The organism is Streptomyces sp. NPDC090088 (assembly GCF_044747345.1).
Lineage (GTDB): Bacteria > Actinomycetota > Actinomycetes > Streptomycetales > Streptomycetaceae > Streptomyces.
Genome location: NZ_JBIVDZ010000007.1, coordinates 654,702 through 679,391 on the forward strand (window position 1 = coordinate 654,702; position 24,690 = coordinate 679,391).

Here is a 24,690-nt window from a genome sequence, read left to right on the forward strand (position 1 = left end):
CGCGCATGGGGAAACGCTAAGTCCCGCGCGCGCGAGCGGCGACGGGGCGACGGGCGAACGGGTGGCCCGCGCGCATTCCGGTGCGCCATCCGAGTTGCCGTTCACAGGATTTTTCTGACGGTCCGTGACCTGCGGCAATATCCGATTGTGCGCTTTTCTGACGGCGTGTCCCCTCACCAGGACGGACCATTCTCGAAATGCGGGCGTGTTCAGGGCATCTGAGGGTCTATCCGGGAGGTGCTTTCTCGCCGATCTTCCGGGGACGGTTCCCGGGGCGCCTTCCGCGGAGGAAGAGATGCGAAACTCACGTGCCCTGGCGGCCGCGTGCACAGTGGTCGCCGTACTCGGAGCCGCCGCCCCCGTGGCCGTCGCGGACGGCATGGGCAACGGCGGCGGCCCGGCCAACACCCAGGCCCCGGTCGTCGGAGGGACGGGCGTCGCCCCGGGGACCGGCGTCGCCCCCGGAGTCGGCGGCGTCGGGGTCGCTCCCGGCGTCGGAGTCGGCGGTGTCGGGGTCGCCCCGGGCATCGCGGCGGTCCCCGGCGTCGTCGTTCCCGGCTTCGGCGTCGGCGGCAACGGGTTCAACAACGGCTACGGCGGACGGGGCAACGAAGGCTTCGGCGGACGGGGCAACGAAGGGTTCGGCGGCCGGGGCGGCAACGGGTTCGACAACGGCCGGGGGAACGACGGCTTCGGCGGACGGGGCAACGAGGGCTTCGACGACTTCGGCGGCCGCGGGGACGACGGTCGGTTCGACGACTTCGGCGGCCGGGGCAACGGCGTGCGCAACATCGTCGCCCAGCCGAGCGTGATCTCCAGCGGCGCCCGGCTCACCGTCACCGTCAACGGCTGCCGCAGCGGCGTCATGTCCTCCCGCGCCTTCCGCACCACGTCGCTGTTCCCGTTCGGCGGCGAGATGGCCCGCGGTGTCGCCACCATCGACCGGGACGCCCGCCCCGGCCCCTACGACCTGACGGTCCGCTGCGACAACGGCCGGACCCTGACCCGGCCGGCCGCCTTCTCCGTGCTCGGCGGGGTGCGCGGCGGGCTCGGCGGCAGTGTCTCCGACGGCGCCACCCCGGCCGACATGGCGATCGGCGGCGGGCTGGTGGGCGTGTCCGTGCTGGCCGGCTGCGGGTTCTGGCTGCGCCGCCGGCACGAGAAGCGCGTCTGACCGCCGCGCGCCGTCAGCGGGTCTTCGCTCCCGTCCCCGCCGAGGGGGCCGGAGGGAAGACCCGCGCGGCCGGGTGACGGTCAGGCGCCGTCCTCGGCGGACGGCCTGCGCGAGACGCGGTACGCCGTACCGACCGCGCCCACGACGAGCGCCGCGCCGAGCCCGATCTCCTTCAGGTCGAACCCCCCGAAGCTGCCGCCCTCACCGGCCTGCACACCGCGACTGGGCGGAAGCGGCTGCGGGTTGAGCTCCTCACGGCCGTTCGTACCGCTGTCGCTGTCGCTGTCGCTGTCGCTGTCGCTGTCGCTGTCGCTGCCGGTGCCGCTGTCCTCGGTCCGGCCGCCGTCGGTACCGCTGCTGCCGCCGTCGTCGTCGGTCCGGCCGTCCGTGCGGTCACCGGTCTGGTCGTCGGTCCGGCCGCCTGTCTGGTCGTCGCCACGGCCGTTCTCGTGGCTGGTCCCGTGGTCGTTCCCGTTTCCGCTCTCGTGTCCGTCCGAACCGCTTGCCGCGCGGGCCGGTTCGGCCGGGGCGCTGAGCCCGGCGCAGGTGAACAGCATCGGGTACAGGGCCCGCGACCCGGAGTTCAGGGCCCCCGCGCCCTGCTCCGGCGGGATCAGGACCGTACCGAACAGGCCGGAGGTGACCGTCGTGGCGGCCCGGCAGCCGCCGTCGGTCGCGTGGGCGGCCGGAGCGGAGAGGACGAGGGCGCCGACGCCCAGCAGTGCGGCCGAAGCGACGCGTATCGCGCGCATGGTGGTTCCTCCGGTCCCGAGGAGCAGCATGCGGACCTGTTCCGCCTGTGCCGGAAATGCACCTCGATGTTCGGAACGCTAGGAACATCCGCACACGCGCGCGAACGTAGTCGGTCGAACGGGTGAGACGACTGGGCCGCCCAGGGGACATCGACGGCGTGGCGCGGTGCGGTTCCCCCGGGCGGCCCGTGGCGTGCGGGCGCGGCCGCTATCCCCTGAGGTGCGGGAAGAGGTTCAGGAAGGGCTGCGAGGTCGCCGTGATGCCCCGGCTGTAGGGCTCGTCGAAGTCCCAGATCAGGAAGAGCATGAAGGTGATGGTCGCGGAGAACAGCCCCGCCAGGATCAGCTCGCGCCGGGTGCGCCTGATCTGCAGGGCGAACACCATGCCGATGGTGACCACGGCCCCGGTCAGCAGGCCGAACCACACCACGTTCGGCATGGTCGCCCCCGTCGAGTCGGCCCGGGCGCTGCGCGACTGGTCGACCGCGGCCACCTGGTCCACCAGCGGCTGGTAGGCCTGCGCCTGGAAGTCGGTCTTCGGCTCGTAGTCGGTGACGTCCTCGCGGATCTTCGCGAGCAGCTCGGCCCCCTGCGGGGTCAGCCGGCCCTTGTGGGCCATCACCTTCCACTCCTTGTCGACGACCTGTTTCGCGTAGGCGTCCACGTCCGCCCGGATCCGGTCACGGACGTCGGGCGGATACACCCGTACCCGCTCGTAGATCTCGTGCAGCGCCTGCGCCTCCGCCTGTACATGGTCCTGGGCGGCGCTGCGGGCCTCCCACACCCCGGCCACCGCCAGACCGAGCACGATGGCGTAGATGACGCCGATCCACATGGTCATGTACTCGATGACGTCCGGCGTCTCGGAGGGATCCTCGTCCTCCGCCGCCGTCTTGTGCCGTACGAGGGTGATGATGACCACCACGGCGCAGGCCGCGAGCATCGCGAGGACGAGAACAAGCCAATCCGGCAACGGAAGCCTCCAGAATTCGGTGCGGCGGCCGTCAGCGCGCGCGGAACGCGGCGACGGCGATGATCGCGGGTACGGCGATGAGCAGGACGTAGGTGACCGGAGAGGTGCGGTTCGGGGCCGTCGCACCGGTCGACCGGACGTGGTACGGCGGGTAGACCACCGGGGTCGGTGAGGGCCGCGGGGTGGGCTTGGGCGGCGAGGTGGGGGTCGGCGTCGGCGTCGGCGCAGGTCGTGGCGCGGGCCGGGGGGCCGGTGGCGGGGTGGGTGTGGGTGTCGGCTTGGGGGCCGGTGCCCGCCGGGGCGGCGGTGGTGGTGCCGGGGCCGGCGGCTTGGGCTTGGGGGTCGGCCTGGGCTTGGGGGGCGGTTTCGGCGGCGGGGTGGGAGTCGGTGTGGGTGTCGGTGCAGGGGTGGGCGTCGGAGTGGGTGTGGGGCACGGTGGCGGGGTGGGAGGCGGACAGGGCGGGGGAGTGGGCCAGGAGTCGCCGGCGACGGCCACGGCGTGGATGCCGTCGGGGCCCGTCGACGCGTAGGCGCAGGCGTCGGCCGACGCCGTGCCGACCGGGCAGCCCACCAGGGTCCACGTCAGCGCCAGCAGGGCCAACACCCTTGGAGCGGGCGCGACTCGGGTCGCTTCGGGTGCATGCACGACGGAGATCATGAGGCGTCGGGCGCCGTCGCACGCCGGAGTACGGATGGATTGGCCCGAACGGGGGACAGGCGGCGTAAACCGGTTTGAATCAGACCGGCCGTCGATTGGCGCGAAGCGTACGCCCGTGCGGGACGGGGCCCGCGGCCACAGTGTCCCGAAAGAAATTTGTGCGCCCGTTGAACACTCCGGCCCCCAGCATCCGTACCTGGTGTCGTGCGGCGGCGCAGAGGCGCTGCAATATCCAGGCGATTATGGGGAGTTGGAAATGAAGACCTCCTGGAGGAGCGCCTCTTTGGTGGCCACGGCCGCGGGCGTGCTGGCGCTGACGACGGCGTGCGGTCAGGACAACACGACCACCCCGTCCTCGGCGGCGCAGAACGTGGGTGCCACGGCGCCGGCCGGGATCGGCAGCATCACCGACCCGTCCGCCTCCACCGGCGCGGGCAACGGCTACGGCGCCGACGGCAGCCAGGCCTCCAGCTCCCCGGCCGCGGTGCAGCCCGCGGGCAAGCTGACCGTTGCCAGCAACCCCGACCTGGGCAATGTGCTGACCGACGGCAGCGGTCTGACCCTCTACCGCTTCGACGCGGACACCGCGAACCCGCCGAAGTCGAACTGCGACGGCGACTGCGCGACCACCTGGCCGCCGGTTCCCGCCGACGACGCCGCGGCCGGCGCGGGGATCGACAAGGCGCTGCTCGGTGAGGTCACCCGCACCGACGGCAGCAAGCAGCTGACCGTGGGCGGCTGGCCGGTGTACCGCTACGCCAAGGACGTCAACGCCGGTGACGTCAACGGCCAGGGCGTGGGCGGCAAGTGGTTCGCACTGGCCCCCGACGGCAAGAAGGCCACCCTGGCCGACCTGCCCGGCCTCTCCGTGCGCAAGGACGCCAAGCTCGGCGACATCGTCGTCGACAAGAACGGCATGACGGTCTACCGCTTCATCAAGGACAAGGCGTGGCCCAAGGTCGTCTCGAACTGCACCGGTGACTGCCTGGCCAAGTGGCCGGCCGTCGGCGAGGTCTCCTCGGACGACACCAAGGGCATCGTCAAGAAGGGCCTGATGGGCTTCACCCGCCCCGACAACGGCGAGAAGCAGCAGACGGTCGACTGCTGGCCGATCTACACCTTCTCCGGTGACGCGAAGGCCGGGGACACCAACGGTCAGGGCGTCGGCGGCACCTGGTACGCCGTCTCGCCCGAAGGAAAGCTGGTCGGCGCGCCGAGCAATTAGGGATCACCTCCCCAGGGTTGATCGCCCCGCCCATATCCACATTCGCGCATCGCGGAAGGGAGGGCAGAGGCCAGCGAGAGTCCCGGACGACGACACAACGGCGCGTACGACCGCCCGCCCCCTCCACACCGCACGGAGGGGGCGGGCTCCTTCGCGTTCCCGGGCGCCCCCCGAACTCCCCCAAACCGAACACCGAATTCCCAGCTCCTGACCGGGAACGGACGGTCAATTTCCGTTTCGGCTCGCCCTGTTCGCAGGCGATCAGTAGCCTCTGCTCGAACACCGGATCGCCTAAGCCCTTGGAGAGATACATGGAGCGTCCCGCCTGGGCCCCACGGAGCATCGACATCTCGGTGCCGAGCGTTTCGCGTATCTACGACTACTACCTGGGCGGTTCGCACAATTTCGAGGTCGACCGGGAGGCGGCCCGCAAGGCGATGCAGCACCTGCCGGGCCTGCCGAAGATCATGCAGGCCAACCGCGCCTTCATGCGCCGCGCCGTCCGCTACGCCGTGGGCGCCGGCATCGACCAGTTCCTGGACATCGGCTCCGGCATTCCCACCTTCGGCAACGTCCACGAGGTCGCCCAGACCGCGAACCCCGGCGCCCGTGTGGTGTACGTCGACCACGACCCGGTGGCCGTGGCGCACAGCGAGGCCGTGCTCACGGGCAACGAGGACGCGGACGTGGTCGCCGCGGACCTCCGCAAGCCCCAGGAGATCCTTTCGAGCCCTCAGGTAGAGCGTCTCATCGACCTGAATCGGCCAGTCGCCCTGCTCCTCGTTGCCATACTGCACTTCGTGGAAGACGCGGACGACCCGTACGAAGCAGTGGCACAGCTGCGCGACGCACTCGCGCCCGGCAGCCTGCTTGTTCTCACCCATGCCTCGTACGAGGGAATCCCGCTGCCGGCCGAGCGGGCCGAGGGCGCGGTGGACGTATACAAGGACATTCGCAACCCGCTCATCATGCGCTCGCGCGCCGAGATCGCAAGGTTCTTCGAGGGGTACGACATGGTGGAACCCGGACTGGTGCCGATGCCGCACTGGCGGCCGGAGTCGGCACCGGAGGACGAGGATCCTTATGCCTTCTCCGGATTCGCCGGCGTGGGGATCGCGGCGTGAGCGCGGAGCCGGACGGGCCGGAGGACAGACTGCGCCGGTTCGCGACGATCTGGAGCCGGGCGGTGTTCCCGGTGACCTCGACGTCCCTGACCCGGCCGGAGTTCGAGGAACAGCTCCTGCCGCTCGCCCGCAGGCTCAGCGAGGTGCTGCTCGCGCACGGCTTCGACGCCGACGAGGCCCGGCAGGTGGGCGCGGCGCTGATCGACGCGCACTGCACCGACCCGGAGGCGCTCACCCGCACCCTCGACTGCGTCGACGCGTACCTGGCGCTGTACTGCGGCGAGGACGGCCCCCAGGAGGAGCTGCGGATGCGCTCCTCGCGGATCCAGCACGCGATGGCCGCCGGGTTCGCCCAGGCGCTGCGGGAGCGCACGCTGGCCGAGCAGGAGGCCATCGCCCAGGCCGCGTTGCGCGCCCAGGGCGTGGTCGCACAGGCGCTGCACGCGAGCGAGGCCCGCTTCCGAGCCGTCTTCGAGGGCGCGGCGATAGGGATCGGCATCGCCGACCTGGAGGGCAACGTCCTCCAGGTGAACGGTGCGCTGCTGCGCATGTTCGGCGGCTCCGAGCAGATGCTGCGCAGCCGCAACGTCCTGGAGTGGGCGCACCCCGAGGACGCGCCCCAGACCTGGCGGCTCTACGAGGAGCTGGTGCGCGGCGACCGCGAGCACTACCACGTGGAGAAGGCGTTCAACCGCTCCGACGGTACGGTCCTGTGGACCAACCTGACCGTCTCCCTGCTCCGGGACGCCGACGGCGAGCCGCAGTACCAGCTGGCCCTCATGGAGGACACCACCGAGCGGCGGCTGCTCAACCTCCGGCTCCGCTACGAGGCCACCCACGACGCGCTCACCGGCCTGCCCAACCGGACGCTGTTCTTCGAGCGTCTGGAGAAGGCCCTGGCGGCGGGCGAGGGCCAGCGGTTCGGGCTGTGCTACCTCGACCTGGACGGCTTCAAGACCGTCAACGACAGCCTCGGCCACTCGGCCGGCGACCGGCTCCTCGTGGAGGTCGCCGACCGGCTGCAGTCCTGCGCGACCGCGCCCGGCGAGATGGTCGCCCGGCTCGGCGGCGACGAGTTCGTGGCGCTGACCACCGGACCGGCCACCCAGCGCGAGGTCGACGACCTGGCCGACCGCATCATGAACGCGCTCGTCACCCCGATCAGCATCGACGGCCGTGACCTCATGGTCCGCGGCTCCATCGGCATCGTCGAGGGCCCGGCCGGCGAGCGCACCCCGGCCGAGGTGCTGCGCAGCGCCGACATCACGATGTACCGGGCCAAGTCGGCGGGCGGCAACCGCTCCGAGCTGGCGGACCCGGAGGCCGACGCCCGCGCCATCACCCGGCACGGCCTCACCACCGCGCTGCCCGCCGCCCTGGACCGGGGCGAGTTCTTCATCGAGTACCAGCCGCTGGTCCACCTCGGCGACGGCAGCGTCCGCGGCGCCGAGGCCCTGGTCCGCTGGCTGCACCCGCAGCACGGCGTGCTCGGCCCCGACCGGTTCATCCCGCTCGCCGAACACACCGGTCTCATCGTGCCGTTGGGCCGCTGGGTCCTGGAGGAGTCGATCCGCCAGGCCCGCGAGTGGCGAGAACGCTACGGCGAGCAGGCCGGCGCCGGCCCGCTGCGCATCAACGTGAACCTCTCCCCGTGCCAGCTCACCCACCCCGGCCTGGTCCAGGACACGGTGGAGATCCTGGAGCGCTCCGGAGTGGCCCCCGACGCCCTGTGCCTGGAGGTCACCGAGTCGGCCCTGATCGGCGCCGACGACGACCTCCTCAAGCCCCTGCGGCGCCTTGCCGAGATGGGCGTCGACATCGCCCTCGACGACTTCGGCACCGGCTACTCCAACCTCGCCAACCTCCGCCGCCTCCCGGTGAGCATCCTCAAACTGGACCGCTCCTTCACCCAGAGCATGCAGCAGTTCCCGGCGGACCCCGTCGACCTCAAGATCGTCGAGGGGATCGTCTCACTGGCCCACAGCCTCGACCTCGCGGTCACGGTCGAGGGCGTGGAGACCGGCGCCCAGGCCGAGCAGCTCCGCATACTGGGCTGCGACACGGCCCAGGGCTGGTACTACGCCCGCCCGGGCCCGCCGGAGAGACTGCACGACCTCGCATTGGTGGATGCGACGGGCTGACCCGCGGGTTGTGGGTGGTTGCTCGCGCAGTTCCCCGCGCCCCTGAAGGGGCGCCAGGTGGACGCCCCTGAAAGGGGCGCGGGGAACTGCGCGACCAGCCCCCACGCACCCGCACCCGACCACGCTCCGTCACCTCTCCAACAGCATCCTCTGAAGCTCCCGAGCGGCCCGAGGCGGCGCCACGTCACTCCGGTGCGCCAACGCGATCGTCCGGTGCAACCCCGGCCGGGCCAACGGAGTGACCCGCAGCCCCCGCCCCGACCGAGCCGCCACCATCCGGGGCACCACGGCCACCCCCAGCCCCGCCCGCACGAACCCCAGCACCGCGTCCATCTCACCCCCCTCGACGGCGAACCCCGGCTCGAACCCCGCGGAGCGGCACGCGGCGACGGTCAGCTCCCGCAGGTCGTACCCGTGCCGGAACATCACCAGCCGCTCCCCCTCCAGATCGGCGATGTGCACCCCGCCCCGCCCCCGCCCGGGCACCGTCGCCTCGGGGGAGGAGACCACCACGAGGTCCTCCCGCAGCAGCTCCACGGTCGTCAGCGCGGGCGACGCCGGCGGCAGCGGCAGCACGATCAGCGCCAGGTCCAGCGCCCCGCGCGCCAGCTCCCGTACGAGATCGTGCGAGCCGCTCTCCTCAATCAGCAGCTGGATCCCCGGGTACCGGTCGTGGAAGGCCCGCAGCACGTCCGGCAGCAGCCCGGTGCACAGACTGGGCGTCGCCCCCAGCCGCACCCGCCCGCTCCGCAGCTGCACCAGTTCCTGCACCTCGTGCCGGGCGGTGTCCGCGTCCGCGAGGATCCGCCGGGCCAGCGGGAGCAGCGCCTCGCCCGCGTCGGTCAGGGTGATGTTCCCGCGCGCCCGCAGGAACAGATCCGCCCCGAGCTCCCGCTCCAGCGCCTTGATCTGCTGGGACAGCGACGGCTGGGCGACATGGACCAGCTCGGCGGCCCGGGTGAAGTGCCGGGTCTCGGCCACGGCGACGAAGTACTGAAGCTGCTGGAACTGCATGGTGACACGATAGCTTCAGGCTATGGAATCCAGCCGTACCATGTCTTGGACCGATCGGGTCGTCCGGCCCTAGCGTCATCCCCATGGCTCTGGCAACGCGGACGGACCGACGGCCGTCCATGGCGCGCACGATGTGGGACAGCTCCGTCGGCAAGAAGACGGTGATGGCCGTCAGCGGCCTGATCATGCTGCTCTACCTGGTCGTGCACATGATCGGGAACCTGAAGATCTACTTCGGGGCCGGCGAGTTCAACCACTACGCCCACTGGCTGCGCACCATCGGCGAACCCTTCATGCACTACGAGTGGACGCTCTGGCTCATCCGGATCGTCCTGGTCGTCGCCGTGGTCGTCCACGCCACGTCCGCCTACCAGCTCAGCCGCCGTGACATCAAGGCACGCCCCAGCAAGTACGTGCACAAGAAGCCCCGGGCGTCCTACGCGACCCGCACCATGCGCTGGGGCGGGATCATCCTCGCCCTGTTCATCGTCTGGCACATCCTCGACCTGACCACCGGCACCGTGCACTCCGGCGGTTTCCAGGAGGGCCACCCGTACCAGAACGTCGTGGACACCTTCTCCACCTGGTACGGCAACGTCATCTACATCGTCGCGATGCTCGCGCTCGGCCTGCACGTGCGGCACGGCTTCTGGAGCGCCGCCCAGACCCTCGGCGTCGGCAGCCGCACCCGCGACCGTGCCCTGAAGACCGTCGCGAACGTTCTCGCGCTGCTGCTCACGGCCGGTTTCATCGCCGTCCCCGTGGGCGTCATGACCGGAGTGGTGAGCTGACATGACCGACTACGCGAACTACACGACCGGCGAGGCCGTCACCGACGGCAAAGCCCCCGCCGGCCCCGTCAACGAGCGCTGGGACAAGCGCCGTTTCGAGGCCAGGCTGGTCAACCCCGCCAACCGGCGCAAGCACACGGTGATCGTCGTCGGCACCGGCCTGGCCGGTGGTTCCGCCGGGGCCACCCTCGCCGAACAGGGCTACCACGTCGTCCAGTTCTGCTACCAGGACTCCCCGCGCCGCGCCCACTCCATCGCCGCCCAGGGCGGTATCAACGCGGCGAAGAACTACCGCAACGACGGCGACTCCGTCCACCGGCTGTTCTACGACACCGTCAAGGGCGGCGACTTCCGGGCCCGCGAGTCCAACGTGCACCGCCTCGCCCAGATCTCCGTCGAGATCATCGACCAGTGCGTGGCCCAGGGCGTGCCGTTCGCGCGCGAGTACGGCGGACTGCTCGACACCCGGTCCTTCGGCGGTGTCCAGGTGTCCCGCACCTTCTATGCCCGCGGCCAGACGGGACAGCAGCTGCTGCTCGGCGCCTACCAGGCGCTCAGCCGGCAGATCGCCGCCGGGAACGTGGAGATGCATCCGCGCACCGAGATGCTCGACGTGATCGTCGTCGACGGACGGGCCCGCGGGATCGTGGCCCGGGACCTGATCACGGGTCGTATCGACACGTACTTCGCCGACGCCGTCGTACTGGCGAGCGGCGGCTACGGCAACGTCTTCTACCTGTCGACGAACGCCATGAACTCCAACGCCACCGCGATCTGGCGGGCGCACCGGCGCGGCGCCTACTTCGCCAACCCGTGCTTCACCCAGATCCACCCCACCTGCATCCCGCGCACCGGCGACCACCAGTCCAAGCTCACCCTGATGAGCGAGTCGCTGCGCAACGACGGCCGGATCTGGGTCCCCAAGGCCACGGGCGACACCCGGCCCGCGAACCAGATCCCCGAGGACGAGCGCGACTACTACCTGGAGCGCATCTACCCGTCCTTCGGCAACCTCGTCCCGCGCGACATCGCCTCCCGCGCCGCGAAGAACGTCTGCGACGAGGGACGGGGCGTCGGCCCGGGCGGGCAGGGTGTCTATCTGGACTTCGCCGACGCGATCAGGCGGATGGGGCGCGAGGCGGTCGAGGCGAAGTACGGCAACCTCTTCGACATGTACCAGCGGATCACGGACGAGGATCCGTACGAGGTGCCGATGCGGATCTACCCCGCCGTGCACTACACGATGGGCGGACTGTGGGTCGACTACGACCTCCAGACCACCGTCCCCGGCCTGTTCGCGGTCGGCGAGGCCAACTTCTCCGACCACGGCGCCAACCGGCTCGGCGCCAGTGCGCTGATGCAGGGCCTGGCCGACGGCTACTTCGTCCTGCCGGCCACCATCAACGACTACCTCGCCCGCAACCCCCACCAGGAGGCGATGACCGACGAACACCCCGTCGTCCAGGAGGTGCTGGCCGAGACCGAGGACCGGCTGAACCTGCTGCTGTCCGTCGACGGCGACCGTACGCCGGACTCCTTCCACCGCGAACTCGGTGAACTCATGTGGGAGTTCTGCGGCATGGCCCGCACGGACGCGGGGCTGCGCAAGGCACTTGAGCGCATCCCGCAGATCCGGGAGGAGTTCTGGCGGCGGATCAAGGTGCCCGGCACCGGCGAGGAGTTCAACCAGTCCCTGGAGAAGGCCAACCGGATCGTCGACTACCTGGAGCTCGCCGAGCTGATGTGCCTCGACGCGCTGCACCGCGCCGAGTCCTGCGGCGGCCACTTCCGGGAGGAGTCCCAGACACCGGACGGCGAGGCCGCCCGCCGGGACGACGAGTTCGCCTACGTGGCGGCCTGGGAGTTCACCGGTACCGGGGACGCCCCGGTGCTGCACAAGGAAGACCTGGTCTTCGAGTACGTCCACCCCACCCAGCGGAGCTACGCATGAAGCTCACCCTGCGCGTCTGGCGGCAGCGGAACGCCGACGCCGACGGAGCGATGTCCACGTACGAGGTGGACGGCATCTCCACCGACATGTCGTTCCTGGAGATGCTCGACACGCTCAACGAGGAACTCATCCTGCGCGGTGAGGATCCCGTCGCCTTCGACCACGACTGCCGCGAGGGCATCTGCGGCGCGTGCTCCCTGGTGATCAACGGGGACGCGCACGGGCCGGAGCGCACCACGACGTGCCAGTTGCACATGCGGTCCTTCCAGGACGGCGACACGATCGACATCGAGCCGTGGCGGGCGTCCGCGTTCCCGGTGATCAAGGACCTGGTGGTGGACCGGTCGGCGTTCGACCGGATCATCCAGGCGGGCGGGTACGTCACCGCGCCGACCGGGGCGGCGCCGGAGGCCCACGCGACGGCGGTGCCGAAGGCCGACGCAGACTTCGCCTTCGAGCACGCGGAGTGCATCGGGTGCGGGGCGTGTGTCGCGGCCTGTCCCAACGGTGCGGCGATGCTGTTCACGTCCGCCAAGGTGAATCACCTGAACGTGCTGCCGCAGGGGGCGCCCGAGCGGGAGACGCGGGTGCTGGACATGGTGGCGCAGATGGATGAGGAGGGGTTCGGGGGGTGCACGCTGGCGGGGGAGTGTGCGACGGCCTGCCCGAAGGGGATTCCGCTCGTGTCGATCACCAGTATGAATCGGGAGTGGCTGCGGGCCACCCGGAAGGTGGGGAAGCGGTAGCGCCGTCGGGGACTGCTGCGCCGTCGTGGCCGGTCGCGCAGTTCCCCGCGCCCCTGGCGGGGCGCTGTCCTTAGGGGCGTAGAAAAGTCACAGTCGTTCGCCGAGAGGTGCGGACGGGCGGGGTCGGGGAGTGGTGCTCACCGGCCCCGTCTCGCGTTCTTTACGGCCGTTTGATCACGGTAGGGTTACTCTCGGGCGTCTGTGAGTGACCGGAAAGGGTCCGACGCCCGGCATTCAGCAGTCGCACATCCACGGGTCCCGCGCATGTCACGCCGAGTCCAGCCTGCCACGGAAGAAAGCAGGTGCAGATTTCCTCAGCTTCCGCTCGGCGCAGGAGACCTCCATGACCGCCATGCCCGCCTCACCCCCCGCTCTCGCCGCCCCAGCCGGGGACTCCGGCTATCTGGTGCAGCTCGCCCGTGACGAGGACGACGTCCGGGCCGCACAGCGGCTGCGCTACCAGGTGTTCGCCGGAGAGATGGGCGCCCGGCTCGACGGGCCGGAGCCGGGTCTGGACGTGGACGCGTTCGACGCGTACTGCGACCACCTGCTCATCCGCGAGGCCCTCACCGGCGAGGTCGTCGGCACCTACCGGCTCCTCCCGCCGGAGCGCGCCGCGGTCGCCGGCCGCCTCTACTCCGAGGGCGAGTTCGACCTGAGCAGGCTCGCCCCCATCCGCTCCGGACTGGTCGAGGTCGGCCGCTCCTGCGTGCACCCCGCCCACCGCGACGGCGCCGTCATCGGCCTGATCTGGGCCGGGATAGCCCGGTACATGGTCGACCGCGGCCACGAGTGGCTGGCGGGCTGCTGCTCCGTCCCGCTCGCCGACGGCGGCGCCCTCGCCGCCGCCACCTGGGACCGGGTGCGGGCCAAGCACCTCGCACCGGAGGAGTTCCGGGTACGGCCCCTGAACCCCTGGGTCCCCACCGTGCCGGCCGCCGAGGGCCGCACCGAGCTGCCCGCCCTGCTGCGCGGCTACATCCGCCTAGGCGCCTGGGTGTGCGGCGAGCCCGCGCACGACCCGGACTTCGGGGTCGCCGACATGTACGTGCTGCTGTCGATGCGCCGGGTCAACGCGCGCTATCTGCGGCACTTCCTCTCGCTCGTCCCGGCCTGATGAGCGTCTGGCTGCCCAGCGCGCCCTGCACCCCGGGCGCCTGCGTGGAGCGCGCGGGGACCCTCACGGCCCTGCCCCGGGCCGTGCTGCGGTTCACCGCGGTGGTGTTCCTGATGCTCGTCGCGATCGCGCTGCTCCCGCTTGGCGGGAGGATCCCCGCCGAGTGGGTGCGGCGGTTCTCCAGGACGCTGGTCCGGGCCGCCGGGGTCCGGATCCGGATCACCGGCAGCGCGCCGGACACCGGCGGGGTCCTGCTGGTCGCCAACCACATCTCCTGGATGGACATCCCGCTGCTGGCCGCCGTACGGCCCGCGCGGATGCTCGCCAAGAAGGAGATCCGCGAGTGGCCGGTGGCCGGCGCGCTGGTGGCCGGGGCCGGGGCCCTGTTCATCGACCGGGACCGGCTGCGGGCCCTGCCGGACACGGTCGGCCGGATCGCCGGGGCGCTGCGGGAGGGGGCCGCGGTGGTCGCCTTCCCGGAAGGCAGCACCTGGTGCGGCCGGGCCCAGGGCCGGTTCCGCCGGGCCGTGTTCCAGGCCGCGCTGGACGCCGACGCGCCCGTGCAGCCGGTGCGGCTGCAGTACCGGCTGGCCGCGGGAGAGGCCAGCACCGTGCCCGCCTACGTCGGCGAGGACACGCTGCTGGCCTCCCTGTGGCGAGTGGTGACGACCCGCGGCCTGGTGGCCGAGGTGGACATACGGCCGCTGATACCGGCCGGCACCCACCCGGATCGTCGTACCCTCGCCGGCGCCGCCCAGCCGGTGACCCACGAGCCGGCCTGGACGCACGCGGCTCTGGTGAGCCCCGGGCGGGGCTCTCAGTGGTCGGTCTCCAAGTGGAGCTTGAGCAAGTCGACGCCGTAGTCGCCGCCGTTGGGCGTGCGGATGATGGTGTGGATGTGCTGCTGGGTCGGCGTGCCGCCCGGACCGCCCATCCCACCGCCGCCGCCCGGCTGGCCGGTGGGCATCCCACCGGTCGGCTGCCCGGTGGGTTGGCCCGAGGGCTGCCCGCCGCCCGTGCCGGTCTTTGTGCCGTAGGCGAGCGGCGACTGGGCGTCGTACTCGATGAGGACGACGGGGCTGTGCACCCGGTAGTAGAAGGCCGAGGTGTCCTTGGTCTTGCCCAGCCAGTAGAAGTACGTCTGGTCCAGGTGCTTCTCCACCTCCGTCATCCTCACCTCGGCGTGGCCGTCGTCCATGTAGCCGACGTACACGCGGACCAGGTCCAGGAGCTTGTCCCGCTGGGCCGAGGTGAGTTCGGAGCCGGGCAGGCCCTGGTAGGCGAGCTTCAGGTTGTCGGAGCCCGCGCCCGCCTTCATGTCGGTGCCGGACTTGCTCACCTTGGAGTCGATCACCTTGGCGCGCTGGGCCGAGGTGAGGGAGCGGATCAGGGCCAGACCGGCCTTGGTCTCCGGCTTGAAGAGGGTGATCTTCTCGCCCTCGTAGGTGGCCGAGGTCGGCTCGGAACCCATGAAGGTCGGGGTCATCACGACCTGGTCGCCCAGCACGAAGTAGTTGATCGCCACGTGGTGGCCCTCGTACTGGAAGCCCCAGGGCTTGCTGGTCGACGGGGTGCCCATGAAGGTGAAGAAGTAGGCGCCCTCGGTGAGGGTGTCCCGGTTGCCGCCGTTGTAGTCGCCCAGGAACTGGTTGAGCTTCATGATGTTGCGGGTCTGGGCGAGACCCTTCGCGGACAGCGCGGCACCGAGCAGCGCGAAGCCCAAGTCCCGCTTCTTGTCCGTGATGTCGCCCATCCGGACGCCCTTGCGCTCGTACCCGTCGACGTTGCTCCAGGCCAGCCACTCGTCGTCGTCCACGTCGAAGGTGCAGGACGTGCGCTCCTTCTGGCTGAGGCCGTCCAGGAACGCCTGCGCGGCCTTGACGACCTTGTCCGTGGAGACGTCGGTGGAGTGGATCGTGTACAGGTCGTCGACGACCTTGCCGTCCGTGGTGAGGCCCGTGAAGTCCTTGTACTTGACCTCGCTCTGGCCGGGGCCCATGCCGCCGGGGCCGCCCGAGGGCATGCCGCCGCTCGGGGCGCCGGAGGGCGAACCGGACGTGTTCGAGGAGCCGTCGGAGCCGTCCGAGCAGCCGGTCATGGTCGCCAGCGCGGCGATCCCGCCGGTCAGCAGCGCCTTGTTCATGAACCAGCGGCGGGAGCGCTCGGCTTCGGGGGTGCGGGGGTGGTGTCCGTGCATTCCCCCAAACTTCCGAAGCAACCTGAAGCGATCCTGAAGATCGTCAGGGCAGGGAACGGGCCAGATAGGGCGCCGTGACGCTGTCCGCCGCCCGTGCCACCTCGGCCGGCGGGCCCGCCGCCACGATCCGGCCGCCCCGGTCCCCGCCCCCCGGACCCAGGTCGATCACCCAGTCCGCGCCCGCCACCACGGTCATGTCGTGCTCGACGACCACGACCGTGTGCCCGGCGTCCACCAGCCCGTGCAGCTGCCGCATCAGCACCTCGACGTCCGCCGGATGCAGTCCCGTCGTCGGCTCGTCCAGCACGTACAGGGTGTGGCCGCGCCGGCCGCGCTGCAATTCGCTCGCCAGCTTGATCCGTTGGGCCTCGCCGCCGGACAACTCGGTTGCGGGCTGGCCCAGTCGCAGATAGCCGAGGCCCACGTCCAGCAGGGTCCCCAGGCTGCGCGCCGCGGCCGGGGTGTCGGCGAAGAAGGCCGCCGCGCTCTCCACGGTCAGGTCCAGCACCTCGGCGATGTTCCGTCCCCGGTACGGCACTTCGAGTGTCTCCGGGTTGTAGCGGGCCCCGCCGCAGTCCGGGCAGGGCGCGTAGGTGCTGGGCAGGAACAGCAGCTCCACGCTGACGAACCCCTCGCCCTGGCAGGTCTCGCAGCGTCCGCCGGCCACGTTGAAGGAGAAACGCCCGACGCCGTACCCGCGCTCCCGGGCCTCGCCGGTGGCCGCGAACACCTTCCGTACGACGTCGAACAGACCGGTGTAGGTAGCCAGGTTGGAGCGTGGCGTGCGGCCGATCGGCTTCTGGTCGACCGACACCAGGCGGCCGACGCCGTCCAGTTCCTCGGTGATCTCGCCGATCAGCGTCGACTTGCCGGACCCGGACACACCGGTCACGGCGGTGAGCACGCCCAGCGGGAACTCGGCGGTGACCGCGCGCAGGTTGTGCCGGGTGACCGGGCCGACCTTCAACGACCCCTTGGCGGAGCGGAGTTCACGCGGGGGAGCGGGTTGCGGCGCGAACAGGCAGCGGGCCGTGGCCGACTCCGCCACCCCGGCCAGCTCCGCCACCGGTCCGCTGTGCAGCACCTCCCCGCCGTGCTCGCCGGCCCCGGGACCCACGTCCACCAGCCAGTCGGCGCCGCGCACGACGTCCAGGTGGTGCTCCACCACGAACACCGAGTTCCCGGCCGCCTTCAGCCGGTCCAGGACCGTGAGCAGCGCCTCGGTGTCCGCCGGGTGCAGCCCGGCCGACGGCTCGTCCAGGACGTAGACGACACCGAACAGCCCGGAGCGCAACTGGGTGGCCAGGCGCAGGCGTTGCAGCTCGCCCGCGGAGAGGGTGGGGGTGGCCCGGTCGAGGCTGAGATAGCCGAGGCCCAGCTCGACGACCGGGGCGATCCGGGAGGTGAGGTCGGCGGTGAGGACCCGTGCGGTCTCCGAGGCGGGGCCGCCGTCGAGCAGCGCGGCCAGCCCGGTCAGCGGCAGCGCGGCCAGCTCGGCGATCGTACGGCCCCCGAAGGTCACCGCGAGGGCCTCAGGACGCAGCCGGCCACCGCCGCACACCGGGCAGGGCGCGCTGGTCAGGAACCGCTCCGCCCGCGCCCTGAGAGCCGGGCTCCTGGAGTCCGAGAAGGTCTTCAGCACATACCGGCGGGCGCTCATGTACGTGCCCTGGTAAGGGCGTTGGATGCGGTCGGCGTCCCGGACCGGGTGCACGGTGACCACCGGCTGCTCGTCGGTGAACAGGATCCACTCACGCTGCTCGGCGGGGAGTTCACGCCAGGGGCGGTCGACGTCGTGGCCGAGCGCGTCCAGGATGTCCCGGAGGTTCTTGCCCTGCCAGGCCCCCGGCCAGGCGGCGATCGCGCCGTCGCGGACGGACAGCGACGGGTCGGGGACCAGCGACTCCTCGGTCGCCCGGTGCACCCGGCCCAGACCGTGGCACTCGGGGCAGGCCCCCGCCGCCGTGTTGGGGGAGAACGCGTCGGAATCGAGCCGCTCGGCACCCGGCGGGTGGTCGCCCGCCCGCGAGAACAGCATGCGCAGCGAGTTGGACAGGTTGGTGACCGTGCCGACCGAGGAGCGGGAGGTGGGGGCGGAGCGCCGCTGCTGCAGCGACACCGCCGGCGGCAGCCCGCTGATCTCCCCGACCTTCGGCGCCCCGACCTGGTGGATCAGTCTGCGCGCGTACGGCGCGACCGACTCGAAGTAGCGCCGCTGGGCCTCGGCGTAGATCGTGCCGAAGGCCAGCGACGACTTCCCCGAGCCGGACACACCGGTGAAGACCGCCAGCACATCCCGGGGAATGTCCACGTCGACGCCCTTGAGATTGTGCTCACGGGCGCCCCGGACACGGACGTACGGGTCGTGGGGGCTGTGCATCGGGCGGAACTCCGTGACGGGTGACTCGCGGGGCCAGGGACAAACCCCGCGATCCTAGCCCGCCCCTCGTGAACCGCCGCTACTGCGGAGGGTTGCCCTGGTTGCGGGAGCGGTCGATGTAGTCGTCGGCCTGCTTCTGGGCCATGTCGACCTGGGACTGGTACTTGTTGCCGGTCCGCTGGTCGATGGTGTCGCCGGCCTTCTCGACGCCCTTCTTGGCCTGGTCCTCGTGGCCTTTGAGCATCCCCTTGAGCTTGTCCAGCATGGACATGGCAGCCCTCCTCGTTGGTTGAGGCTTCCGCTCCCAGCGTCACCGCCCAGGGCCCGGTCCGCATCTCGGCGGCGGTCCCCGTGCGGGCCCGGCATGCCTGTGCGAGCTTGGAAGACGCGGATTCCCGCCGACCGCAGAGCCGACCCCAGCGCCGTCCGCAGAAAGGCCCGGCCCCATGAGCACTCCCGGTTTCGGATTCGGACGCAGTCCCTTCGAAGAGTTCGACGAGCTGATGTCCCGCTTCTTCGGCGGATCCGGACCGGGCACCCCGGCCCGCCGCCCGCAGCGCGTCGACATCGGCAGCCTGCTCTCCGAGCGGGCCCGGGAGCTGGTCGCCGAGGCGCGTGACCTGGCGGCCGTCGAGGGCAGCGAGGAACTGGACGCCCGGCATCTGCTGGCCGCCGCCACCGGTCACGACTCCACCCGGCGGCTGCTCGCCGAGGCGGGCGCCGACCCGGACCAGCTCCGCGAGCGGCTCACCGCCGGCCACGGCGGCGGCGAGAAGACCGAGCCCACCGCTCTCACCCCGGCCGCCAAGCGGGCCCTGCTCGACGCCTACCAGATCTCCCGCGCGGAGGGCGCCTCCTACATCGGCCCCGAGCACCTGCTGCGCGCGCTCGCCGCGAACCCGGAGTCGACGGCCGGGCGGGCGCTCGGCGACAGCGGCTGGGAACCGACCCGGATGCCGGCCGAGGGCGCGCCGGAGCGCAAGAAGCCCAGCACCACGCCGACCGTCGACGAGTACGGCCGTGACCTCACCGAGGACGCCCGGGCCGGCCGCCTGGACCCGGTGATCGGCCGGGACGAGGAGGTCGAGCAGACCATCGAGGTGCTCTCCCGGCGCAGCAAGAACAACCCGGTGCTGATCGGCGACCCCGGCGTCGGCAAGACGGCCATCGTGGAGGGGATCGCCCAGCGGATCGTCGCCGGGGACGTGCCCAAGACCCTGGAGGGCAAGCGGCTGGTCTCCCTGGACCTGGCCGGGATGGTGGCCGGCACCAAGTACCGGGGCGAGTTCGAGGAGCGGCTGAAGAAGCTGCTCGACGAGGTCAAGGAACACGGCGACGAACTGGTGCTCTTCCTCGACGAGTTGCACACCGTGGTCGGGGCCGGCGGGGGCGGCGAGGGATCGCTGGACGCCGGCAACATCCTCAAACCCGCCCTCGCCCGGGGCGAGTTGCACCTGATCGGCGCGACCACCGTCGACGAGTACCGCAAGCACATCGAGAAGGACGCGGCCCTGGAACGCCGGTTCGCGCCCATCCTGGTCGGCGAACCCACCGTCGACGACACCATCGAGATCCTGCGCGGACTGCGCGACCGCTACGAGGCCCACCACCAGGTCCGGATCACCGACGAGGCGGTCGTGGCGGCCGCCGAGCTGTCCGACCGGTACATCACCTCCCGGTTCCTGCCCGACAAGGCGATCGACCTGATGGACCAGGCGGCGGCCCGGGTCCGGCTGCGGTCCAAGACCCCGCCGGCCGACACCCGGGACGTAGAGGACCGGCTCGCCGCCCTGAACCGGGAGAAGGACCAGGCCGTCGCCGACGAGGAGTACGAGCGAGCCAAGGAGCTGCGCGACCGCATCAAGGCGGCCGAGGGTGAGCTGGAGCAGGCGGGCAAGGCCGAGGAACAGGCGCCGAAGGTGACCGCCGAGGACATCGCCGAGGTCGTCTCCCGCACCACCGGCATCCCGGTCGCCCAGCTCACCGAGGAGGAGCGGGAGCGGCTGATGAAGCTGGAGGAGCACCTCCACGAGCGGGTCGTCGGCCAGGACGAGGCGATCACCGCCGTCGCCCGCGCGGTCCGCCGCGCTCGCGCCGGCATGAGCGACCCGAACCGCCCCGTCGGCAGCTTCCTCTTCCTCGGCCCGACCGGCGTCGGCAAGACCGAACTGGCCCGCGCCCTGGCCGCCGCCCTGTTCGGCGACGAGACCCGCATGATCCGCCTCGACATGAGCGAGTTCCAGGAACGGCACACGGTCTCCCGGCTGGTCGGCGCCCCGCCCGGATACGTCGGCCACGAGGAGGCCGGCCAGCTCACCGAGGCGGTGCGCAGACAGCCGTACGCCGTGCTGCTCCTCGACGAGGTGGAGAAGGCGCACCCGGACGTCTTCAACACCCTGCTCCAGCTCCTCGACGACGGCCGCCTCACCGACTCCCAGGGCCGTACCGTCGACTTCAAGAACACGGTCGTCATCATGACGTCGAACATCGGCGCCGACCGCATCCTGGCCGCCGGCACGGAGGACTACACCAAGGTCCGCGAGGCGGTCATGCCGGCCCTGCAGCAGCACTTCCGGCCCGAGTTCCTCAACCGGATCGACGAGATCATCGTCTTCCGCGGCCTGGACCGCACCCAACTGCGGGAGATCGTCGACCTGTTGCTGGAACACACCCGGCGCCGGCTGCACGCCCAGGACGTCAGTCTCGACGTCACCGACGCGGCCGCCGCGCTGCTCGCCAACCTCGGCCACGAGCCCGACTTCGGCGCCCGCCCGCTGCGCCGCACCATCCAGCGCGAGGTCGACGACCGCCTCGCCGACCTCCTGCTCTCCGGCCAGCTCGTCGCGGGCGACCGCGCGGTGGTGGACGCGGCCGACGGCCAGATCGTGATCCGCTCGGACAAGCCCGCGACGGTCTAGACGGTCCGGACGGTCCACACCGGTCTAGGGGCGCACGATCGAGGCGAGCCGCCGGTAGGAGTCCAGCAGGGCCGTCCGGTCGTAGGTGCTGGTGGTGACCAGCACCTCGTCGGCGGCCGTCTCCTTCAGGACCGTCTCCAGCTCGTCGGCCACCTGCTCCTCGGTGCCGGCGAGGTGGCCGGTGAGGCCGGACTCGTAGAAGCCGCGTTCCTTCGCGGTCATGGGCCGGGTCGCGACCGACTCGGCCGGGGGGAGGGGCGGGAAGGAGCCGTGGGTGCGGGAGTACGCCATCGACCAGGCCTCCGGGACGAGCAGCCGGCGGGCCGCCTCGGGGGTGTCGGCGACGGCGACCGTCCCCGAGATCACGACATAGGGTTCGGCCGCCCATGGGGAGGGGCGGAAGCGGTCGCGGTAGTGGTCGATGCCGCGCCGCATCTTCTCCCTGTTGCGCAGGTCGCCGATGACCATCGGCAGCCCGGCGCGGGCCGCGATGCCGGCGCCCTCGCCCATCGCCAGCACGAACGGCGGCACGCGCAGCCCCTCCGCCGGACGGGCCCGCACCCCGGTCGGCGAGGTCCCCTCGAACCAGCCGAGGAGCTCGCCGAGCTGTGCCGCGAAGTCCTCGGCGTCGTCCCGGTCGCGGCCCAGGGCCTTGCGCACCCCGCCGGTGAAACCCACCGACCGGCCCAGCCCCATGTCGATCCGCCCCGGGTACAGCGACTCCAGCACGCCGAACTGCTCGGCCACGACGAGGGGTTGATGGTTCGGCAGCATCACGCCGCCGGTCCCGACCCGGATGGTCCGGGTCGCGGCGGCCACGGCGGCGGCCAGCACGGTCGGCGCGGAACCGGCGACCCCGGGCACCCCGTGGTGCTCCGACACCCAGAAGCGGTGATAGCCCAGCGCCTCCAGCTCCCGCGCCAGCGCCACGGTGTCCCGCAGCGCCTCGGCGGGCGGGTGGCCCTCCCGGGTGCGGGAGCGGTCGAGGACGGAGAACCGGGTCCGGGAGGTCAGCGCGTTCACAGAGGGTTCAACACCGGGGCGGCCACAGGATTCCCGCGGGCGCTCAGCCTCCGGGCCGCAGCAGTCCGCGCTCGTAGGCCCTGACCAGGTGCTGCGGGACCAGGTACCGGACGCCGTCGACCGTCAACGGTACGAGCGGCGGGGTGCTCGCCTTCCACCGGGCGCGGCGGTGGCGGGTGTTGCTGCGGGACATCCTGCGTTTGGGGACGGCCATGGGCTTCTCCTCGGTGCCGTGAGGGGCGGGCGGACACCGGGACACTATATGAAAATGGATCCCATTAGCAGTTGATAGGGTGGCCGGGTGGCAGAGATCAGCAGACGTCCGATCGCCGTGTTCGACATCGACAACACCCTCGCCGACACCGCGCACCGGCAGCGGTTCCTGGAGCGCAAACCCCGGGACTGGGACGCGTTCTTCGCGGCGGCGCCGCACGACCCGCCGATCGCCGAGGGGGTCGCGCTGGCCGTGGCGAGCGCGGAGGAGTGCGAGATCGTCTACCTCACCGGGCGTCCCGAGCGCTGCCGGCGCGACACCCTGGCCTGGCTCGAGGAGCACGGGCTGCCCGAGGGGCGCGTGCACATGCGGCGCAACGCGGACCGCAGGCCCGCCCGGCACACCAAGCTGGAGATCCTGCGCCGCCTCGCCGAACGGCGCGAGGTGCGGGTCCTCGTCGATGACGACGAGCTCGTGTGCGACGACGCCGAGCGGGCCGGGTTCACCGTCGTACGGGCCCGCTGGGCCGACCGCTCGGCCGCGCTGGAGCAGGCCCAGGAGGGTGAGGGGCGGACCTGAGGACCCTTTCGTCAGTCCTCGTCAGTCCTCGTCCTCGATGCGGAAGCCCACCTTCAGGCCCACCTGGTAGTGCTCGATCTGGCCGTTCTCGATCTGGCCCCTGACCTGCGTCACCTCGAACCAGTCCAGGTTGCGCAGGGTCTGGCTCGCGCGGGTGACGCCGTTGCGGATGGCCTGGTCGATGCCCTCGTGCGAGGTGCCGACGATCTCGGTGACCCGGTAGGTGTGGTTCGTCATCGGGAGTGCTCCTCTCGTCGTCACTCCACCGTGCCGCATCCGGAAGCGGAGCGCGAGGCGTCGGTTCCGTTCCGCGGTACCCCTTGACCCTCCGCATTGGTCCATACCAAAATCCGGTACACCCGTATGAGCCCCGGTGCTCGTTCCCCCACGTCGGGCCCTTCCCTGTGCGTCGGCCAGAACAGGAACCCCTCGTGAGACGTCGTCCGCTCGCCCTCGTCTGTGTGTCCGCCGCTCTGCTGAGCGCCTGCAGCGTCCTGCCGGGCGGCGACGGCGGGCGGCACACGGTCACGGTCTGGCTGATGCAGAACAGCGCGTCCAAGGAGTTCCTGCGCCGGTTCACCGAGGACTTCGAGCGCACCCACAAGGACATCCGGCTCGACATCCGCGTCCAGCAGTGGACCGGGATCGTGGACAAGGTCCAGACCGCGCTCAAGGGCGACTCCGACGACGGCCCCGATGTCATCGAGGTCGGCAACACCCAGGTCCCGCAGTACGTCGAGGACGGCCGGCTCACCGACCTCACCCTGGAGTCGATGCGCGACTGGGGCAAGGAGCACTGGCTGCCGGGTCTCGCCGAACCCGGCCGGGACGACTCCCGCCAGTACGGCATCCCCTGGTACGCCGCCAACCGGGTCGTCATCTACCGCAAGGACCTCTTCGAGAAGGCCGGCATCACCTCCCCGCCGAAGACGCGCGAGCAGTGGCTGGCCGACACCGAGAAGCTCAACTCCGGCGGAAACCAGGGGATCTACCTGGCCGGACAGGACTGGTACACCCTCTCCGGGTTCATCTGGGACGAGGGCGGTGACCTCGCCGAGCAGACGGACGCCACCTGGAAGGGAACCCTGGACAGCCCGGCCGCGCTGCGCGGCATGGACTTCTACCGGCAGCTCCAGGCGCTCGGCAAGGGACCCGCGGACGCGGACGAGGAACACCCGCCCCAGGCCGGGGTGTTCGCGGGCGGCGACGTCGCGCAGATCATCGCGGTGCCCGGCCTCGCCCAGTCCGTCGTCCAGGCGAACCCGCGGCTCAAGGACGAGATCGGGTACTTCCCGGTGCCGGGGCTCACCGCCGCGCGCCCCGGCGCCGTCTTCACCGGCGGCTCCGACCTCGTCGTACCGCAGAACACCGACCGGCCCTACGACGCGACCGCCGTCGTCGGCGCCCTCACCGGCGCCAAGTGGGACACCGAACTGGCCCGCACCATGAACTACGTGCCCAACAAGACGACGCTGGCCGGTGCGGTCGCCGGGGAGCAGGGGGTCGCCGCCATGGCGGCCGGAGCCGCGCGGGGACGGGCGACCCCGCACACCCCGGACTGGCCGGCGGTGGAGGCCGACAACCCGATCAAGGGCTACATGACCAAGGTGCTCGGCGGAGCGGACCCCGCGACCGAGGCCCGCCGCGCCTCGCGGCGGATCACCGAACTGCTGGCACCGAACTTCGGGTGACCCGGGTGTCCCGAGTGACACG

22 protein-coding genes are annotated in these 24,690 nt (G+C 71.4%); 12 read left to right on the forward strand and 10 right to left on the reverse strand.

The genetic code is table 11. The features are described from left to right. Positions 1 to 295 precede the first annotated feature (295 nt). Entirely contained in the window at positions 296 to 1,174 is an 879-nt protein-coding gene (locus tag ACIPSJ_RS33820) for a hypothetical protein (RefSeq protein WP_401351486.1), read from the forward strand. Between the two features lie 80 nt (positions 1,175 to 1,254). Here the strand turns inward: ACIPSJ_RS33820 and ACIPSJ_RS33825 are convergent, their stop codons facing one another. The 3 genes from ACIPSJ_RS33825 to ACIPSJ_RS33835 all read right to left on the reverse strand — a co-directional run bounded on the left by ACIPSJ_RS33825 (position 1,255) and on the right by ACIPSJ_RS33835 (position 3,059). Further along, positions 1,255 to 1,926, reverse strand: a complete 672-nt coding sequence (locus ACIPSJ_RS33825) for a hypothetical protein (protein WP_401351488.1) — start codon at positions 1,924 to 1,926, stop codon at positions 1,255 to 1,257. 208 nt (positions 1,927 to 2,134) lie between these two features. Continuing rightward, complete coding sequence (locus ACIPSJ_RS33830) at positions 2,135 to 2,899, reverse strand: DUF4239 domain-containing protein (protein WP_359227188.1); 765 nt, start codon at positions 2,897 to 2,899, stop codon at positions 2,135 to 2,137. Between the two features lie 31 nt (positions 2,900 to 2,930). Then, positions 2,931 to 3,059 (reverse strand): hypothetical protein, encoded by a 129-nt coding sequence (locus ACIPSJ_RS33835; RefSeq protein ID WP_359227190.1) that lies wholly within the window; start codon positions 3,057 to 3,059, stop codon positions 2,931 to 2,933. 754 nt (positions 3,060 to 3,813) lie between these two features. On the opposite strand from ACIPSJ_RS33835, the gene ACIPSJ_RS33840 reads away from it, so the two are divergent. The 3 genes from ACIPSJ_RS33840 (at position 3,814) to ACIPSJ_RS33850 (ending at position 8,047) form a co-directional block, all read left to right on the forward strand. Continuing rightward, positions 3,814 to 4,782: an SCO0930 family lipoprotein gene (locus tag ACIPSJ_RS33840; protein WP_359227192.1), complete on the forward strand. Its 969-nt coding sequence runs from the start codon at positions 3,814 to 3,816 to the stop codon at positions 4,780 to 4,782. A 311-nt stretch (positions 4,783 to 5,093) separates the two neighbouring features. Next, positions 5,094 to 5,906: an SAM-dependent methyltransferase gene (locus ACIPSJ_RS33845; protein WP_359227194.1), complete on the forward strand. Its 813-nt coding sequence runs from the start codon at positions 5,094 to 5,096 to the stop codon at positions 5,904 to 5,906. After that, entirely contained in the window at positions 5,903 to 8,047 is a 2,145-nt protein-coding gene (locus tag ACIPSJ_RS33850; RefSeq protein WP_359227196.1) for an EAL domain-containing protein, read from the forward strand. Before ACIPSJ_RS33845 ends, ACIPSJ_RS33850 begins: the two co-directional genes overlap by 4 nt. A gap of 129 nt (positions 8,048 to 8,176) precedes the next feature. On the opposite strand, the gene ACIPSJ_RS33855 is transcribed toward ACIPSJ_RS33850, so the two are convergent. Continuing rightward, complete coding sequence (locus tag ACIPSJ_RS33855; RefSeq protein ID WP_359212199.1) at positions 8,177 to 9,061, reverse strand: LysR substrate-binding domain-containing protein; 885 nt, start codon at positions 9,059 to 9,061, stop codon at positions 8,177 to 8,179. A gap of 119 nt (positions 9,062 to 9,180) precedes the next feature. Between ACIPSJ_RS33855 and ACIPSJ_RS33860 the strand changes: the two genes are divergently transcribed. The 5 genes from ACIPSJ_RS33860 (at position 9,181) to ACIPSJ_RS33880 (ending at position 14,529) form a co-directional block, all read left to right on the forward strand. Further along, positions 9,181 to 9,852, forward strand: coding sequence for a succinate dehydrogenase (locus ACIPSJ_RS33860; protein ID WP_401351573.1), 672 nt, complete (start codon positions 9,181 to 9,183; stop codon positions 9,850 to 9,852). A gap of 1 nt (position 9,853) precedes the next feature. After that, on the forward strand, positions 9,854 to 11,803 hold the full coding sequence (locus tag ACIPSJ_RS33865; protein ID WP_401351490.1) for a fumarate reductase/succinate dehydrogenase flavoprotein subunit: 1,950 nt from the start codon (positions 9,854 to 9,856) through the stop codon (positions 11,801 to 11,803). Then, the gene (locus ACIPSJ_RS33870) at positions 11,800 to 12,549 is read left to right on the forward strand and encodes a succinate dehydrogenase/fumarate reductase iron-sulfur subunit (RefSeq protein ID WP_401351492.1); all 750 of its coding nucleotides are present in this window, start codon (positions 11,800 to 11,802) and stop codon (positions 12,547 to 12,549) included. The genes ACIPSJ_RS33865 and ACIPSJ_RS33870 overlap by 4 nt, the downstream gene beginning before the upstream one ends. Before the next feature lie 343 nt (positions 12,550 to 12,892). Further along, a complete protein-coding gene (locus ACIPSJ_RS33875) occupies positions 12,893 to 13,666 on the forward strand; it encodes a GNAT family N-acetyltransferase (protein WP_401351494.1) in 774 nt (257 codons plus the stop codon). Further along, the gene (locus ACIPSJ_RS33880) at positions 13,666 to 14,529 is read left to right on the forward strand and encodes a lysophospholipid acyltransferase family protein (protein ID WP_401351496.1); all 864 of its coding nucleotides are present in this window, start codon (positions 13,666 to 13,668) and stop codon (positions 14,527 to 14,529) included. The genes ACIPSJ_RS33875 and ACIPSJ_RS33880 overlap by 1 nt, the downstream gene beginning before the upstream one ends. Here ACIPSJ_RS33880 and ACIPSJ_RS33885 read toward each other — a convergent pair. The 3 genes from ACIPSJ_RS33885 to ACIPSJ_RS33895 all read right to left on the reverse strand — a co-directional run bounded on the left by ACIPSJ_RS33885 (position 14,484) and on the right by ACIPSJ_RS33895 (position 18,514). After that, the gene (locus ACIPSJ_RS33885) at positions 14,484 to 15,863 is read right to left on the reverse strand and encodes a DUF3500 domain-containing protein (protein ID WP_401351497.1); all 1,380 of its coding nucleotides are present in this window, start codon (positions 15,861 to 15,863) and stop codon (positions 14,484 to 14,486) included. The genes ACIPSJ_RS33880 and ACIPSJ_RS33885 overlap by 46 nt on opposite strands. Positions 15,864 to 15,906: 43 nt before the next feature. After that, complete coding sequence (locus ACIPSJ_RS33890; RefSeq protein ID WP_401351499.1) at positions 15,907 to 18,243, reverse strand: ATP-binding cassette domain-containing protein; 2,337 nt, start codon at positions 18,241 to 18,243, stop codon at positions 15,907 to 15,909. Positions 18,244 to 18,322: 79 nt separating this feature from the next. Continuing rightward, entirely contained in the window at positions 18,323 to 18,514 is a 192-nt protein-coding gene (locus tag ACIPSJ_RS33895; RefSeq protein WP_359212216.1) for an antitoxin, read from the reverse strand. Positions 18,515 to 18,689: 175 nt separating this feature from the next. On the opposite strand from ACIPSJ_RS33895, the gene ACIPSJ_RS33900 reads away from it, so the two are divergent. Continuing rightward, complete coding sequence (locus ACIPSJ_RS33900) at positions 18,690 to 21,161, forward strand: ATP-dependent Clp protease ATP-binding subunit (RefSeq protein ID WP_359212219.1); 2,472 nt, start codon at positions 18,690 to 18,692, stop codon at positions 21,159 to 21,161. A gap of 24 nt (positions 21,162 to 21,185) precedes the next feature. Here ACIPSJ_RS33900 and ACIPSJ_RS33905 read toward each other — a convergent pair whose 3' ends face one another. Beyond that, a complete protein-coding gene (locus tag ACIPSJ_RS33905; RefSeq protein WP_401351574.1) occupies positions 21,186 to 22,175 on the reverse strand; it encodes an LLM class flavin-dependent oxidoreductase in 990 nt (329 codons plus the stop codon). A 52-nt stretch (positions 22,176 to 22,227) separates the two neighbouring features. Further along, the gene (rpmF, locus tag ACIPSJ_RS33910) at positions 22,228 to 22,398 is read right to left on the reverse strand and encodes a 50S ribosomal protein L32 (protein WP_401351500.1); all 171 of its coding nucleotides are present in this window, start codon (positions 22,396 to 22,398) and stop codon (positions 22,228 to 22,230) included. A gap of 87 nt (positions 22,399 to 22,485) precedes the next feature. Here rpmF and ACIPSJ_RS33915 point away from each other — a divergent pair, with 87 nt between their 5' ends. Beyond that, positions 22,486 to 22,977 carry a hypothetical protein gene (locus ACIPSJ_RS33915; protein ID WP_401351502.1) on the forward strand — a complete coding sequence of 164 codons (492 nt, stop codon included), beginning with the start codon at positions 22,486 to 22,488 and terminating at the stop codon, positions 22,975 to 22,977. A 21-nt stretch (positions 22,978 to 22,998) separates the two neighbouring features. Here the strand turns inward: ACIPSJ_RS33915 and ACIPSJ_RS33920 are convergent, their stop codons facing one another. Then, positions 22,999 to 23,214: a dodecin gene (locus ACIPSJ_RS33920; protein WP_355711072.1), complete on the reverse strand. Its 216-nt coding sequence runs from the start codon at positions 23,212 to 23,214 to the stop codon at positions 22,999 to 23,001. A gap of 194 nt (positions 23,215 to 23,408) precedes the next feature. On the opposite strand from ACIPSJ_RS33920, the gene ACIPSJ_RS33925 reads away from it, so the two are divergent. Beyond that, the gene (locus ACIPSJ_RS33925; protein ID WP_401351504.1) at positions 23,409 to 24,668 is read left to right on the forward strand and encodes an extracellular solute-binding protein; all 1,260 of its coding nucleotides are present in this window, start codon (positions 23,409 to 23,411) and stop codon (positions 24,666 to 24,668) included. The last annotated feature ends 22 nt before the right edge of the window (positions 24,669 to 24,690 follow it).